At 37.9% G+C, this 13,833-nt stretch carries 14 protein-coding genes; 3 read left to right on the top strand and 11 right to left on the bottom strand.

What is annotated here, in order from left to right:
• Window positions 1–33: 33 nt before the first annotated feature.
• Window positions 34–708 (bottom strand): ClpP family protease, encoded by a 675-nt coding sequence (locus IEX65_RS17760; RefSeq protein ID WP_188767844.1) that lies wholly within the window; start codon window positions 706–708, stop codon window positions 34–36.
• Window positions 709–958: 250 nt separating this feature from the next.
• On the opposite strand from IEX65_RS17760, the gene IEX65_RS17755 reads away from it, so the two are divergent.
• The 3 genes from IEX65_RS17755 to IEX65_RS17745 all read left to right on the top strand — a co-directional run bounded on the left by IEX65_RS17755 (window position 959) and on the right by IEX65_RS17745 (window position 3,765).
• Window positions 959–1,333, top strand: coding sequence for a helix-turn-helix domain-containing protein (locus IEX65_RS17755; RefSeq protein WP_188767843.1), 375 nt, complete (start codon window positions 959–961; stop codon window positions 1,331–1,333).
• A gap of 124 nt (window positions 1,334–1,457) precedes the next feature.
• Window positions 1,458–3,035: a sensor histidine kinase gene (locus IEX65_RS17750; protein WP_188767842.1), complete on the top strand. Its 1,578-nt coding sequence runs from the start codon at window positions 1,458–1,460 to the stop codon at window positions 3,033–3,035.
• A gap of 37 nt (window positions 3,036–3,072) precedes the next feature.
• Entirely contained in the window at window positions 3,073–3,765 is a 693-nt protein-coding gene (locus IEX65_RS17745) for a LytR/AlgR family response regulator transcription factor (protein WP_188767841.1), read from the top strand.
• A 3-nt stretch (window positions 3,766–3,768) separates the two neighbouring features.
• Here IEX65_RS17745 and IEX65_RS17740 read toward each other — a convergent pair whose 3' ends face one another.
• The 10 genes from IEX65_RS17740 to IEX65_RS17695 all read right to left on the bottom strand — a co-directional run bounded on the left by IEX65_RS17740 (window position 3,769) and on the right by IEX65_RS17695 (window position 13,807).
• A complete protein-coding gene (locus IEX65_RS17740; protein ID WP_188767840.1) occupies window positions 3,769–4,089 on the bottom strand; it encodes an antibiotic biosynthesis monooxygenase family protein in 321 nt (106 codons plus the stop codon).
• A gap of 18 nt (window positions 4,090–4,107) precedes the next feature.
• Window positions 4,108–4,473: a DUF4180 domain-containing protein gene (locus tag IEX65_RS17735; protein ID WP_188767838.1), complete on the bottom strand. Its 366-nt coding sequence runs from the start codon at window positions 4,471–4,473 to the stop codon at window positions 4,108–4,110.
• 5 nt (window positions 4,474–4,478) lie between these two features.
• Window positions 4,479–5,666 carry an FG-GAP repeat domain-containing protein gene (locus IEX65_RS17730; protein ID WP_188767836.1) on the bottom strand — a complete coding sequence of 396 codons (1,188 nt, stop codon included), beginning with the start codon at window positions 5,664–5,666 and terminating at the stop codon, window positions 4,479–4,481.
• A 26-nt stretch (window positions 5,667–5,692) separates the two neighbouring features.
• The gene (locus IEX65_RS17725; protein ID WP_188768053.1) at window positions 5,693–8,452 is read right to left on the bottom strand and encodes a PVC-type heme-binding CxxCH protein; all 2,760 of its coding nucleotides are present in this window, start codon (window positions 8,450–8,452) and stop codon (window positions 5,693–5,695) included.
• A gap of 90 nt (window positions 8,453–8,542) precedes the next feature.
• Window positions 8,543–9,175 carry a 3-keto-disaccharide hydrolase gene (locus IEX65_RS17720; protein ID WP_188767834.1) on the bottom strand — a complete coding sequence of 211 codons (633 nt, stop codon included), beginning with the start codon at window positions 9,173–9,175 and terminating at the stop codon, window positions 8,543–8,545.
• 98 nt (window positions 9,176–9,273) lie between these two features.
• Complete coding sequence (locus IEX65_RS17715; protein WP_188767832.1) at window positions 9,274–9,711, bottom strand: SRPBCC domain-containing protein; 438 nt, start codon at window positions 9,709–9,711, stop codon at window positions 9,274–9,276.
• Window positions 9,712–9,789: 78 nt separating this feature from the next.
• Window positions 9,790–10,359: a Crp/Fnr family transcriptional regulator gene (locus IEX65_RS17710; protein ID WP_188767830.1), complete on the bottom strand. Its 570-nt coding sequence runs from the start codon at window positions 10,357–10,359 to the stop codon at window positions 9,790–9,792.
• 97 nt (window positions 10,360–10,456) lie between these two features.
• Window positions 10,457–10,858 carry a hypothetical protein gene (locus IEX65_RS17705; RefSeq protein ID WP_188767829.1) on the bottom strand — a complete coding sequence of 134 codons (402 nt, stop codon included), beginning with the start codon at window positions 10,856–10,858 and terminating at the stop codon, window positions 10,457–10,459.
• 7 nt (window positions 10,859–10,865) lie between these two features.
• Window positions 10,866–11,291, bottom strand: coding sequence for a hypothetical protein (locus IEX65_RS17700; protein WP_188767828.1), 426 nt, complete (start codon window positions 11,289–11,291; stop codon window positions 10,866–10,868).
• Between the two features lie 89 nt (window positions 11,292–11,380).
• Complete coding sequence (locus IEX65_RS17695) at window positions 11,381–13,807, bottom strand: WD40/YVTN/BNR-like repeat-containing protein (RefSeq protein ID WP_188767827.1); 2,427 nt, start codon at window positions 13,805–13,807, stop codon at window positions 11,381–11,383.
• Window positions 13,808–13,833 lie beyond the last annotated feature (26 nt).

Genomic DNA, 13,833 nt, shown 5'->3' with positions numbered 1-13,833 from the left:
ACATTTAGCACAATTTAGAAAATTGTGTTACGATTATTTATCACGATACAAAACCTCGTCAATCAAACCATAAGTTTTTGCTTCTTCAGCTTTCATCCAGTAGTCACGGTCAGAGTCTTGTTCTACCTGCTCGATTGTTTTTCCTGTATGATTTGCTAAGATTTCATATAATTCGTGACGTAATTTAATGATTTCCTTCACTGTAATCTCCATATCACGTGATTGTCCTTGAGCACCACCACTTGGTTGGTGAATCATCACACGTGCGTGTGGCAATGCCGAACGCTTACCTGCTGCACCACCTGCCAACAATACCGCTCCCATTGAAGCTGCTAATGAAGTACAGATTGTAGCTACGTCAGGGCGAACATACTGCATGGTATCGTACATACCCAAACCTGCATAAACCGACCCACCTGGGCTATTGATGTACATCAAAACGTCTTTTTTAGCATCAACTGACTCTAAGAAAAGCAATTGTGCTACTACTACGTTTGCTACGTAATCGTCAACGCCTGTTCCTAAGAAAATGATACGGTCCATAATCAAACGAGAGAACACGTCGATAGCGGCAAAACGCATCGGACGCTCTTCGATGATATTTGGAGTCATATTCTGAACGTTGTGCTTCATATAATCATCAATCCCTAAACCGCTCATGCCCATGTGATGTACGGCATACTTACGAAATTCTTCTCCAAAATGCATATTTTTCTGTAATTAGTTATTTGTTATCAGTAATATTAAAAACTGTATGCTATCTAACAAAACGTAACGTTATCTATCTAAGTTCAAAACAGAACTTTCTAAGTTGCCGAATTGTTCGATACAAAGATGTTAATTCTTTTAGAAATTTGTAGTCAGAATTTCAGATATTTTCTCAGAAAAACTGATTTCAGCTTTTACAATCAAATTTAAACTCCCCTTTGGGGACGGGCCGACGATTCGGCTGGGGGCTATGAACACAGGTGATAAAATTAGAAATATACGCTTACAAAAGGGTTATTCGCAAGAAAACATGGCCGATATGTTGGGAATCTCGACTACGGCCTACGGTGATATTGAACGCAATAAAACCGAATTGACGATTTCGAGAGCTACCGAAATTGCCAAAGTTTTGAGCGTTGGTATTGTTGACTTAATGGATATTGAACTTCATCCTGTTGATTTTTCGATGGAAAAACTCCAACTCGAAAATGAAAAACTAAAAGCCGAAGTAGAAAAATGGCAAATGGCGGCGGCATACTGGCACGAAAAATACGAAAATCGTTTTACAGGAAACGTCATGAGAATAATTACGGAAGAACCCGAACGTAGAAAAATTGGGTTTTGAGTGTGTTGTAACACAAATTGGAAACTTGTACTACAATTTCATCACATTTTCCTGTACTTCTAAAACATTTTTGAGTTTTGTGTAATTTCGGAGCATAGTTTTGTTGAAAAATTATGAAAAGGCTATGCAATCATTACAAAAAATCAGACGATACGAGTTCTTCCTTGTTTTTATTTCGACAATCATTTATGTCACCCGAAGGTTGTTTCAAGAAGCAAGCAGCTTTGACCAAACAGTCACGATTGCGGAACTGAATAGAGTGCCGCACGAACTTATTTGGGGACCACTCAGAAGCTATAATCACTTCTCAAATACGATATTTCCAATCATTACGGGAGCAGTATTTTTCTTAGGCGGTTGGTTTATTTTTCATTACTATATCTATCCTCGATTCAAAGAAAAAAAGATTGACTACCAGCTATTTATACTTTTTTTTATGAGTATTTGCTTTGTGGTTACAGGTGTATTTTTGTTTGATTTTCTTAAATTATACATTCGGCATAGAGTAGATAATCAAGAACAAGTAATAGGTATAAAAGTCTATTCTCTTTTCCGAAAGCTCTTTTTCTTTACAAATTCTTTGGCAGCAATAGTTATTATTTTGTTCTATGAAGGTTTTGCCCAGTTATATTATTTCCTAAATCAGAAATTGAATGAAGAAAAAGAAGAGAATTTTCAGTATTTGATATATTTCCTGAATATTTCAATCGCTGGTTTTATGATGTTGGTAGCTATAACGGCCAACCTTCCACGCAAAGACTATTGGTATGGAGCAGTCAGAGAGCTATCTTTAATGGCCATTGGTGCCACTACTATTTACTTTGCTCAAGAGGCATTTTATAAGAAAGTTCTCCCCTATTTTTCTTCTATAAAATCGAAGTCATTTCAGAACGGAGCGATTTATTTTCTATTTATCAATCTTTTGGGGGCAATTGGTGGATATTTTATCCAATATATAAGTTGGTTAACTTACTCCCATGTTTATTTAGGTTTTCATGCTGAATGGATTTTTCAATTATTCTTGATATTTACCTTTGTTTCTATTGTTATTGCCTTTTTAAGAAAAGTCATTTTCAAAGAAAAAATCGAGCTTAAAACACAAATTGTATCAAAATCGGCGGAATTGTTGAACCTTCGCTCTCAGATAAACCCACATTTTTTATTCAATGCACTGAACACACTTTATTCGGTTTCATTGAAAGAAAATGCCGAAAAAACCTCTGATGGTATTCAAAAACTGGGAGATATGATGCGTTTTATGCTGAATGAAAACCACCAAGACCGCATTCCATTGAGTAAAGAAATTGAGTATTTGCATAACTATATTGATATTCAACGCATGAGAATTGATGAAAATCATAACATTGAAATCAAGGTAAATATACAAAATAGCGAGCGAGAGATTTTTATTTCACCGATGTTGCTTAATCCATTTGTTGAGAATGCCTTTAAACATGGTATAAGTTTCAGAAGCCCTTCGTGGATATACATTACACTTACGCACGATGCCCAGAAACTTTATTTTAAAGTACATAATAGCCTGCACCCAAAACAAGAGAATTCGCCCGAACAAGCAAATAATGGCATTGGATTAGAGAATGTAAAAAAACGCCTTGAATTAATTTATCCGAACCGCCATACACTTGATATTCAAGTATCAGACAACGATTATTTTGTATCTTTGATTATCGGAATTTACTAAAAAAGGTTTGCACCGAAGGTCTGACCATCAAGCAAATATGACAATAAACGCCATTGCCATCGACGACGAACCAAGAGCTTTAGAAGTAATAGAAATTCATGCACAAAAAGTGCCATTTCTTGAACTAAAAGCAACTTTTACCGATGCTTTTGAGGCAATTCCATATTTGCAGCAAAACAAAGTTGATTTGATTTTTTTGGATATAAAAATGCCTGATATTTCGGGCATTGAGTTTGTGCATATTCTTCAAAAAACGCCCATGATTATCTTCACAACGGCCTATTCAGAATATGCAGTGAAAGGATTTGAACTCGATGCTGTTGACTATCTTTTAAAACCATTTTCGTTAGTAAGGTTTACGAAAGCTTGTAATAAAGCCCTCGAAATGAAGCTTTCTCGAACCGATACTGCACCCAATTTTCTGTTTCTGAAAACTGGCTACGAAGAAGAAAAAGTATTGCTCGATGACATACTTTATGTAGAAGCTGAAGGAAATTATATGGCTTATGTACTGCCGAATAAAAAGCTTTTATGCCGACAAAACATTGGCGAATGTATGGCCCAACTGCCTACTAATCAATTTATCAGAATACATCGCTCGTATATTGTGGCAGTGAATAAAATACAAAAAATTACCCGCCAATCGGTATGGGTGACGGGTGAAGAAATTTCGGTTGGGGCTTCGTATGAAGATAAGCTCAGCGAGATTCGGGAACGATTGAGGCTTTAGAGTTTATTCTTGTTCAAATCCATAGTCTCTTTCTACTTTACAGATTCGGGTTTTGTAGGCTTTATACCATTCTTTTCGACCTGTTTGTTGAGCAATCTGATGCTCGGCATTTTGTTTCCAGTTTCTAATATCTTCTAATGATTCCCAATACGAAACCGTAATCCCGATTTCGTTTCGAGCCGATTCTATACCAAGAAAACCTTTCATTTGACTACCCAACTCAACCATTCTATCGGCCATCTCGCCATAGCCGTTATCAATATCAGTCCTGTAAGATGTAAAAATTACGGCATAATAAGGCGGTTTTGGTGTATTCGCTATCATTTATCAACTATATTTAAATCAATTATACTTTAAAAATCGTTCAATGGCTTCTGGCTTTGAATCTACAAAGAAAATATGACCGTGTTTATTACTCTCAAAAATAAAATCTTTAAGGCTACTGCTTTCATACTTACTAAAGTCTCCAACAATAGCTAATTTTATTTTGTAGTTAGAAAATTTTTGAAGGATTTCGCCAGCTAATTTAGTTTTTAAATCGAAAAATTGCTCAGTAATAATATCTTTTTCAATCATTACTTTATCAAAACCTTGATAATATAGATTTCCAACTAAGTCAATACCGTCTTCAAGATTAGCAATAACCAATGAATCAGAGATTACTTCGGCAATTATTTGTTTATCATACTGATGTACTTTTATCTCCATTTAATCTATTTCCCTTTTTTCTTCAAATTATTTTCTAATAAAAACACGCCATTTTTATTCACAATAATAATGTCGAGTTTGCCATCTTTATTCATATCAGCAACCGTTACGTTGAGTCCCGAGCCTGAATCATTATCAATGATGTGCTCGGTCCAATAAGGTTGTTTTTTAGAATCAAACTCGAAATACATCAAAATCGGAGCATCGGCATCGCCAGCATCTCTGCCATTATGTGCCAAATAACGTTTACCTGTTATGTATTCTTTCTTTCCATCGCCATTCAAATCGGCCATAATTGATGAGTGAGTTTGGGCAGTAGTTGTGCTAATCGTGTGGGTTTTGAAGTCTATTTTCCCGTTTTCATTGATTTGCTCATAATACCAAACCCCCAAAGCGTGAGCCGATGCCGCCACGACATCGTTTTTGCCATCACCGTTTACGTCAAAAACTTGCATGTGAGAGCACGGCTCGCCCAAATTTGCTGGGTGAAACTCCCAATTTCCCCCATTGAGGTCTTTTGTACCTTGATACCAACCTTCACGAATCACTACGTCTTTTATTCCATCGTTATTAATATCGCCATAGCCAATTCCGTGCGAAAACATCTCTGTACCAGCTACCTTTTCTTTTGTCAAATTAAATCTTTTCCACGTAGTTTCTCCTTTTTTACTCGGTGATTTTAGCCAAACAATTTGTTTTTTGGCTTTATCTCCGCACAAAATATCCAGTCTTCCATCGCCATCAATATCCACAAAATTGGGAGATTCGTTGGCTATTCCCACCGAATCGGCGATGATGTGCTTTTTCCATTCGCTTACTTGCTGTTTTTTGGGGTTTTCAAACCAAAAAGCGGGTTTCCCTGGATAATCAATAATCACTACGTCGTCCCAGCCATCCAAATTTACGTCCATTCCGAAATTAAGAAATGAATTGCTGTATTCTTCACGAGGTTTAAATACCCTTGAAGGAGCCATTTCGTGACGAGTCCAGTTGGGTGCTTCAAACCAATAGTAGCCCGCTACAATATCAAGTTTGCCATCTTTGTTCAAATCAGCCACAGCTCCACCCTCCGATAAAAACTCTCTCGAAAGTGTTGTTTTTTTGAAATCTTGGGCAAAAGCAGGAAGCGATATTACGCCCAACAAACTACCGCAAAGGCTATATTGTAGGAATATTTTGAAATATTTTTTCATATTGATTTTCAGTCTAAAATTTTGGATTAATGAGTATGGTTGTGGTTTCCGCTATCCGTAGTTGAGTTATTCGTTCTTTTTTTCATGTATTCCAAAAACTTAGGAATAGGACTTTTTTCTGCCATCTGAATCGCTCTTTTGGCATCAACATCGGCCAAAGGCTCGGCAGCATACCAAATCATCAACGGTAAATTATGGTCGGTAATATCTTCAGTTTTTTGAGCGAGAGCCTCCACTACTTCCCAACGTTTGTTTGGCTCGATTCTTTGCATAGCCGACGCCAAATAAAGCCTCACCAAAGCAGATTTGTCAGTTTTAGCCATTACACCAAATTGTTTTAAAGCATCTGATGAAACGATGTTATTTTCAGCCAAAAACTGAATCGACCAACTTCTGATGTATTCACTTTGGTTTGAAAGCAAATCTATCAATTCTTTCTCCGAAAGGCCGTTAGTTACATAAAGTGTCCACAAAGCCCTCAATTTCCGACTAATATCTGGATTTGTATTCAGAATAACTTTTAGGGCATCGTACACTTGCTTATTTCCTCCTCTTTCTTGCAAAATTGTTCTTGCCTGACGCACATACCATTCATTCGGATTTAACTGATAATTAACCAATTCTAAGTCAGTTGCTTTGCGTAAATCTGCTTGTACCCATTTATCAGTTTCGTAGCTAATCTTAAAAATTCGCCCCATTGTTTTGTCATGCACATCGGGATTTGGACTATGGCATTGGTTTTTATCATACCAGTCAATCGCAAAAACTGACCCACTTGGGTCGTATTTGAAATTGAGCCACTGCGACCAGCTATCATTCATTGGCATAAAATCTTTTTTGTGTTTACCTACATAGCCTGAACCTTCACGCGTCAGCTCATCAATGTTCAATCTTGCACCATTAATATTATTCATGAAAATATTATTGCGGTATTCTTTCGGCCAATTATTTCCACCCAAATATATCATTGCACCTGCGTGGGCGTGTCCGCCACCTGCGGCTGCCGAGCGGAAATTTCCGGCATGAGGCCCACGGTCGCCCAAATAATGGGCATGGTCGGCAATGGTTTTAATATCATCATAGATATATGGATTGAAATGCTTGCCACCTTGACGTACATAACGCCCACCTTGAATCATGTGGTATAAATGCGGAATCACGCAAGCCGTGATAAAAGCATGTCCATAATTATTGAAATCTAAACCCCACGGATTGCTCGTGCCTTCGGCAAATAACTCAAAAATGTGCTTCGTTGGGTGGTATCGCCAAATACCTGCATTAAGTTTGGTGCGTTGGTCGTCGGGTGTTCCTGGTTTGCCAACTTTTGAGTGTGTAAAAACTCCATGTGTACCATAAAGCCAGCCATCAGGCCCCCATCTTAGGCTATTGAGGGTTTCGTGCGTATCTTGTGTTCCCCAGCCATCTAATAGTTTTTGTGGCTCACCCGTTGGCTTATCAGTAGTAAAATCGGTCGGAATAAACAATAAATAAGGAGCAGCTCCAACCCAAACACCACCCATGCCCACTTCTATACCACTAACAAGATTCAGATTTTCTATGAAAACCTTACGACTATCGAGTGTTCCATCGCCGTTTGTATCTTCAAAAATCAAGATTCTATCACGTCCTTGACCTTCGGGAGCGGGTACAGGGTAAGTATGCCCCTCTACCACCCAAAGTCTTCCACGCCAATCAATCGTAAAGGCAATCGGTCTTACAATATCTGGTTCGGCAGCGGCCAACGTAATCTTGAAACCTTTAGGTGGGGTCATGGCTTTTGCGGCCTCAACTCCTGAAAGTCCAGCATTGATAATGGGGTCGAGTGGTGGTAAAACAATAATATCTTTTTGAAATAATTCGTTTTGAAAATCTGGTCGTGAAGGATAAAATAAGAAATTATCAAAATTGATATGAGCCAATTTATCGTTAGGAATGTAAGGTATTTGCGAAATACCAGTTTCTTTATCTATAATTCTGACAAAGATATTTTTATTGAGGTATTTTCTTAAATCAACCACTACTGGCTGAAGATTAGCTCTCCCCTGCCCTGTTGATTGAAAAATTACTTTTTTGGTATCTGCTAAAACAATTTCTACACGAGTATCTTGCAAAGCCCCACCCGATACCATAAACGAAGCATAAGGCTGAGTTACGGCAAAAGGAACAGAAGTTAGTGTTCCTGTTAGTTTATAATTGACTGTACCGCCAGAACTAAGGAAGTTTTTGCCTTCAAAACCAATCGTCATATCTTTATCATGAATGGGCGATGGGTCAGCATTAATCAAAGGACTTGCAAAGGCATCGCCAGTGGCAGTCCAATCACGTAAATCTCCTGTTTCAAAGTTAAGATTGAGTGGTTTACCATTCTTCATGGGTAATTTACCCACTACAATTTTTTCAATTATTTCTCCTTCTACAACTTCCAATTTACCAACCATACCAGCGGCACGATGACCAGGAACAGTACAATAATAAGTATCGTTTTTATCAGCCACAAAAGTGATACTCGACTTTGAGCCTTTTTCAGAAACGGTCCCGCTTTTAATGCCCAATTTCTCTAAAGCAATATCGTGGGTCATTACCTCTCCGTTGATGATATTAATTCTTACTCTACTCCCTTTTTTTACTTTTAAAGTAGGATTTCTTGTACCATTCTTGAAGAAATAGCCCAACATGGTAGTTTCAAGCGTAAATTCTTTGTCGATTTTTGTTGTGTCTTGGGAATAGACAGAGGGGAGAATAGTCACCCCCAAAAGCAGGAGCAAAAGGAAACGTGATTTGTACATAGTCTTGATTTTAAGGTTGAATAGTTTTGTCGTAATTTTTTCGATGCCTGAGCGAAGTCGAAGGCAACGAAATCGCTCAAGCATCTATGATTAAGGTAATTCTTGCATATAAATATCTTTGAAAGCAACTTGGGCAGCTCCACCTCCGTGAATTTGTAGACCAATGAGTCCTGATTGTGGAATTGTTAGGTCAGGTTCGGTATAATCGGTTGTTTGTTTTCCGTTGATGTAGATGCGAATTCGTCGATTTTCAGCTCGTAGTTCGTAGTCGTTCCAATCGTTTAGTTTAATCAATTGCTGAGTAATTTTTGCATCTTGCCCAGCAATCGTTTTGTTTCTTCGAGATTCATCGTAGAGTGTTCCCCAATAATTTTCTCCATAATCTGCCTGATAGCCGGTCATTTCGTGAGCAGGGTCTTTCAAGCGTTGGCTACGAAACTGAATGCCCGAATTGATAAAACCCTTATTCCCAGTCAGTTTTACTTTGAGTTTTAGTATAAAATTAGCGTAGCTGCGAGTAGTACATATAAAATCATTGTGTGGTACGTCTTTATCTAAAAAACCACCGACTAAAGCACCATTTTCTATACGCCAAGTGTTTAGGGTATCTCCTTCCCAGCCTTTAAAGGTTTTTCCATCAAAAAGTCGGACACTTTTTTGGGTAGAATTGAATGCAGAAAGTACGCAAGCAAGTAATACGAAAGCATACGAGAATGTTTTCATTTGGTTTTAGAGGAATGAGGTTGAATTGTACCTCTAAAATAAATGAAAATTTTGGCTAAATTGCTTACTATCAGATAATATTTGAGAATAAATTGATGCTACAAGTTTTCAACTCTTTCCTTCAATGCCTTATTCATTGACTCAAAACCTTCTTTGGTATTTACATCAAGCATTTTCTTAAAAAGTGGAATAAGAATTCCTTCAAATTTTTCGCTTTGAATAAATGTCGTTGTTCCATCAAGATTATCAATCAGTTCAAAAGAATGTTCTCCATCAAATAAACCCTTGATGAATAAATGACCGAGCCATACAAACTTTTTGTTGGCTTCAAATACCAAAACTTTGGGCTTGAAAGTCATACCGCTGGCTTTGGGTGGTTCTAATCTTGCAATAATTGTATTACCAACTTTCACATCGCCAGTCAGCGATTTAATTAATGGATTCCATGCAGGATAACTACTGAAGTCGGTTAAAACTGCCCATACTTGTGCAGGATTTGCTTTAATTTTTATTTCGGTGATAAGTTCTTTCGCCATGATTTTTTGTGTTTAAAAGTTTGATAACACAAAGGTCAGGCAAAAAAAGCAGGCTTCTCTTGATAAAAATCAAGAATTTCAGTGCATCGTCTTTTTTCTGATTCGACTAAATGTTTCGGGAGTCATACCGAGCATTGAGGCTAAATATTGCAGTGGTACTTGATTGAAAAGTGCGGGGTTGAAATCAAAAAAATGCTGATACCGCTCTTCGGCAGTCATTGAAAGGTGAGTCATGATTCGTTCTTCGAGAATACTAAAACAACGAGTAATAAAAAGTTTTTCTAACTCTTGCCAACGAGGAATTATTTGTCCAATCTGCTTATAATCAGCGTATTTAATTACATAAACATCGGCATCTGTTAGAGCATGAATATTCCATCGAGAAGGCTGCTGGAATACAAAACTTGATAAATCAACCGTAAAATAGCCTTCGGTCGAAATCCATTTCGTAATTTCTTTACCATCGGCATAGACAAATTCTCGGACAATACCCGATTGCACAAAGCCAAGTCGGTCAGAGACTCTACCTGATTTCAGAAAGTAATCGCCCTTTTTTAGTCTTACTAATTCAAAAAACGAACTAATTTCCTGCAAATCGTCAATCGGAATTCCGAAATAAGACTGAATGTATTTTTCGAGAGCAGTCATTGGTGCTTGTTTTGTTTGAGCTGATAAAATTATATAAAAAAGAGGAACAAAAAAACGCCAATCGTTATGACTGGCGTCTTAATAATCTAAAAATATCTCATCGAATACCCGTATCAATTGCAATCTCCAGTTGAGTTGTTTTATTTTTTTCGATAGTGAAAGGTCTCGGAAAACCTTGCTTAGTAAAAAAGCTCTTCGGAGTAAAATCAAGTTCATACTCTCCTACTGACATATCAGTGCTTTTTAGAACGCCATTTGTGCCATTATAAGCCAAAGTTTTTTCTAAAACCACTTTTCCAGTTTTTGCCTCCTTCACCGTAAAAGTGTAGGCTTCATAAACTTTTCTAATGTCATCGGTAGTTTTATTACAAGGTTCAACAGGGCAAAGTGGCCCAATTGTCACTTTTAAATCAAGCGAACCAACATCGGGAGTAATCGTCTGCGATGAGCAAGCAAGCAATGTCACTAACATCATCGACAATATTATGAGGTTTTTCATGTTTTTATTATTGAATTCCCGTGTTCACATTCAAGCTAATGGTTGTCACAATACTTTTTGTAACACTAACCGTTTTTTTCAATTCGCTACCCAATTGAGTTGAAGCAACACTTCCTTGCGGTAATACAACCTCAACTGAATATCCCCCAGTCGGAACTTCAAACGAAAACGCTCCTGTTCTATTCAATACCACCTCTTTCAATGCAGTCTTTGGGTTACTTTCACTATAAATAGCCACTTTGTATTTTGAATAAACTTGGTCCATTTGTGCATCAGTAAATCCACACGGGTTAGTACCAGTCGTTCCTGCTGGCATATTACCACAAAGTGGCCCAATCGTTACTTTTCCTTCTACTATCCCTGCTTCAACGGCTACGCTTTCGCAGCTAAACAAAAATAAGAACGCAACCAATGCTAACATTATATTTTTCATTTTAGTAATTAGTTTTAAAAGCTTTCATATACAACAATGATTCCAATACTTACGAAATGGTTGGAATCATTGTTGTATTTAGAAGGTCTCTAATTACACCCTCCAATCAGAGCCTTGAAAATAGCTCCACTTTGGGTTTCAAACTTAGGTTCGAGCAATACATAGTTTTTGGCACTATATGTAGTATTAGCTCCAGTCTGAATAACATTTGCGGTATTTCCATTGATATAGGTACCTGACAAAACAGTCTCTGTTCCCGACATATTGCCTGTTTTAACTACATTAGTGGGGCAAACTGGCAATTTAGTAGTGAAGATTCCTCGACCGTGCGTTGCAACAGCCACAGTATTATCAGCAGAACGGTAATATAATTGGTGACAACTCACATTCGCCAAGCCTGTATTAGTTACACCCCAGCCTGGGTTGGAGGCTGTTATATCTGTCGATGACCAAACCCCCAATTCTGTTGCTAAAAGTACTTGTTTTCGGTCAAGTGGGTTAAAAATTCCATACCTAATTGGTACATCTGGAAGGCCATGAGCTGCCTCATCTTTACTTACCCAATTTGCACCGCCATCATTGGTATAATAAACGGACTTTATCCCATAATTTGAAAGTGTTACCAATAATTCATTCTCAGTAGCTCCAACTGCAATCGAAGAAACAGAACCGGTACCTAAAGTACCAATAAGCGTTGTTGTTTGACCTGCTTCACCAAAATTAACAATCTTATACACCTTCCCTCCACTTCCAAATGGCCAAGTAATTGCTCCAGTTCCTACAAATAAAGTATGTTGAGTAAGCCCCACACGAATAAACGACGTTCCAGCAGGAATACCCGTGGTGTATGAAGTAGCAACAGGCGTTGTGTTAACACTTCTTACTTTCCAAATAGATGTTCCGTTAGTATTATCTGAATAGAAAATATTATTTTGGCTATCATAATCGGCAGTCGTAATAAATTGAGCACTGCTTATACCTAAACTCGTTGAGGTACTTGTTGTGGTATTCATCTTTCTATAGCCTCCAAATTGAGCCGAAATAAGAGCAATTGTTGGGTCATCTTGGTCTACAAAAGAGGTGATTCCATCGCCTCCATTTACATTAGTACCATCCCCTATTACATTTTCAGCAGAATTAATTCTCAGTGTATTATTATCTTGTGTACCACCCACAACATAACCATCGCCTGCTACGTTTTTCATAGAAATTCCATAAAACTGCGTAACATTATAACCTGTATTACGTGTCGAAAAAGAAGGGAAGGCATCTGCTGCATCACCATAATCAGGAGAATAAATTACCCCTCCATCATTACCGATAACTACTTCATTATAACTATTCCCATTTTGCCTAAACATCACTGCATGTTGGTCAGGGTGTGGTGTACCATAAGACTGCAAAGTCCATGTAGTACCACCATCTATTGTTCTACCTATTACGTTTCCACCTGCAATAACGAGATTAGGGTTTGTAGGATGTACCGCCAAAATCATATCATACCAGCCCTGTGTACCCAGAATACTCGTATTAGTTACATCAGTCCACGTAGCTCCCGCATCAGTTGATTTTTTTATCCAAGCTGGTGAATTTGCACTTGTATTTGCATCTGCCATTGCATAAATTATTTGTGAAGCACCCGATGTAGATGGTGCAAGTGCGATTTCAACTCTTTTTCTATTGTTGTCGGGAGAAATATCAGTCCAAGATACTCCTCTATCTGTTGATTTATAGATTTTGCTTGAAAAAGTGCCTCTTCCAAAAGCTGCGTAAATTACACCATCAGTTCCAATTTCTAAATCTGAGACAAAGCTTGTCCCAGCCTGCGATACACTCCATGTAGCACCTCCATCGGTTGATTTTAATACTCCCGTCTGAGTACCAGCAAAAACTTCACCGAAGCTATTGACGACAATTTTTTGGGTATTTTTAAAATTATTAGCGTAGGTTGCGACGCCTGTGGTAGAGGCCAATAAAGCCCAAGTTGTACCACCATTAGTAGTTTTGTAAAGACCAGCCCCTTGTATAACATCAGAACTGTTCCATCCCTCGCCAGTACCCACATACATTATTTGTGTATTTGAGGGGTCAAAAGCTATACAACTTACCGCTATGTTCGCCCAAAAATCATCAATTTTTGTCCAAGAGCTTACGGCCGAAGTTATATCATTGTTATACCATAATCCTCCACCAACTCCACCCGCAAAAACTCTTTTTTTAGTAGCATCATTAGGGTCAAACATCAATGCTCTCGTTCGACCACCGATATTATTAGGACCACGCTCGTACCAATTTAAACCAGAGATGGCAGTTTTTATTGTTTTATCTTGTAGCCCCTTACGTAACTTTTCACGTTCTTGTACAAGTCTTTCAAACGGAACACGACCTAAGGCGGGGTCGAGTGTCATATTAGTCTCATGTCTCATCCGTTCTTCTGGAGAATCTTCATCTTCGACTTGAGCCAATAAAATCTGGGGGATAACCATACAGATACCCATAAGGAGAAGTCTTTTCATAAAAAAATGTGTTTGGGGGTTTATTT

The sequence above is a fragment of the Emticicia aquatilis genome, from assembly GCF_014644295.1.
Lineage (GTDB): Bacteria > Bacteroidota > Bacteroidia > Cytophagales > Spirosomataceae > Emticicia > Emticicia aquatilis.
The sequence above is the reverse complement of the archived record's forward strand: the minus strand, read 5'-3'. Positions and strand labels throughout refer to the sequence as shown.

Coding starts and splice junctions, on each gene's coding strand:
- IEX65_RS17740 (WP_188767840.1), bottom strand. CDS start 4,089: ATGATAGCGAATACACCAAAACCGCCTTATTATGCCGTAATTTTTACA.
- IEX65_RS17715 (WP_188767832.1), bottom strand. CDS start 9,711: ATGGCGAAAGAACTTATCACCGAAATAAAAATTAAAGCAAATCCTGCA.
- IEX65_RS17760 (WP_188767844.1), bottom strand. CDS start 708: ATGCATTTTGGAGAAGAATTTCGTAAGTATGCCGTACATCACATGGGC.
- IEX65_RS17735 (WP_188767838.1), bottom strand. CDS start 4,473: ATGGAGATAAAAGTACATCAGTATGATAAACAAATAATTGCCGAAGTA.
- IEX65_RS17730 (WP_188767836.1), bottom strand. CDS start 5,666: ATGAAAAAATATTTCAAAATATTCCTACAATATAGCCTTTGCGGTAGT.
- IEX65_RS17700 (WP_188767828.1), bottom strand. CDS start 11,291: ATGAAAAATATAATGTTAGCATTGGTTGCGTTCTTATTTTTGTTTAGC.
- IEX65_RS17725 (WP_188768053.1), bottom strand. CDS start 8,452: ATGTACAAATCACGTTTCCTTTTGCTCCTGCTTTTGGGGGTGACTATT.
- IEX65_RS17695 (WP_188767827.1), bottom strand. CDS start 13,807: ATGAAAAGACTTCTCCTTATGGGTATCTGTATGGTTATCCCCCAGATT.
- IEX65_RS17710 (WP_188767830.1), bottom strand. CDS start 10,359: ATGACTGCTCTCGAAAAATACATTCAGTCTTATTTCGGAATTCCGATT.
- IEX65_RS17720 (WP_188767834.1), bottom strand. CDS start 9,175: ATGAAAACATTCTCGTATGCTTTCGTATTACTTGCTTGCGTACTTTCT.
- IEX65_RS17750 (WP_188767842.1), top strand. CDS start 1,458: ATGCAATCATTACAAAAAATCAGACGATACGAGTTCTTCCTTGTTTTT.
- IEX65_RS17745 (WP_188767841.1), top strand. CDS start 3,073: ATGACAATAAACGCCATTGCCATCGACGACGAACCAAGAGCTTTAGAA.
- IEX65_RS17705 (WP_188767829.1), bottom strand. CDS start 10,858: ATGAAAAACCTCATAATATTGTCGATGATGTTAGTGACATTGCTTGCT.
- IEX65_RS17755 (WP_188767843.1), top strand. CDS start 959: ATGAACACAGGTGATAAAATTAGAAATATACGCTTACAAAAGGGTTAT.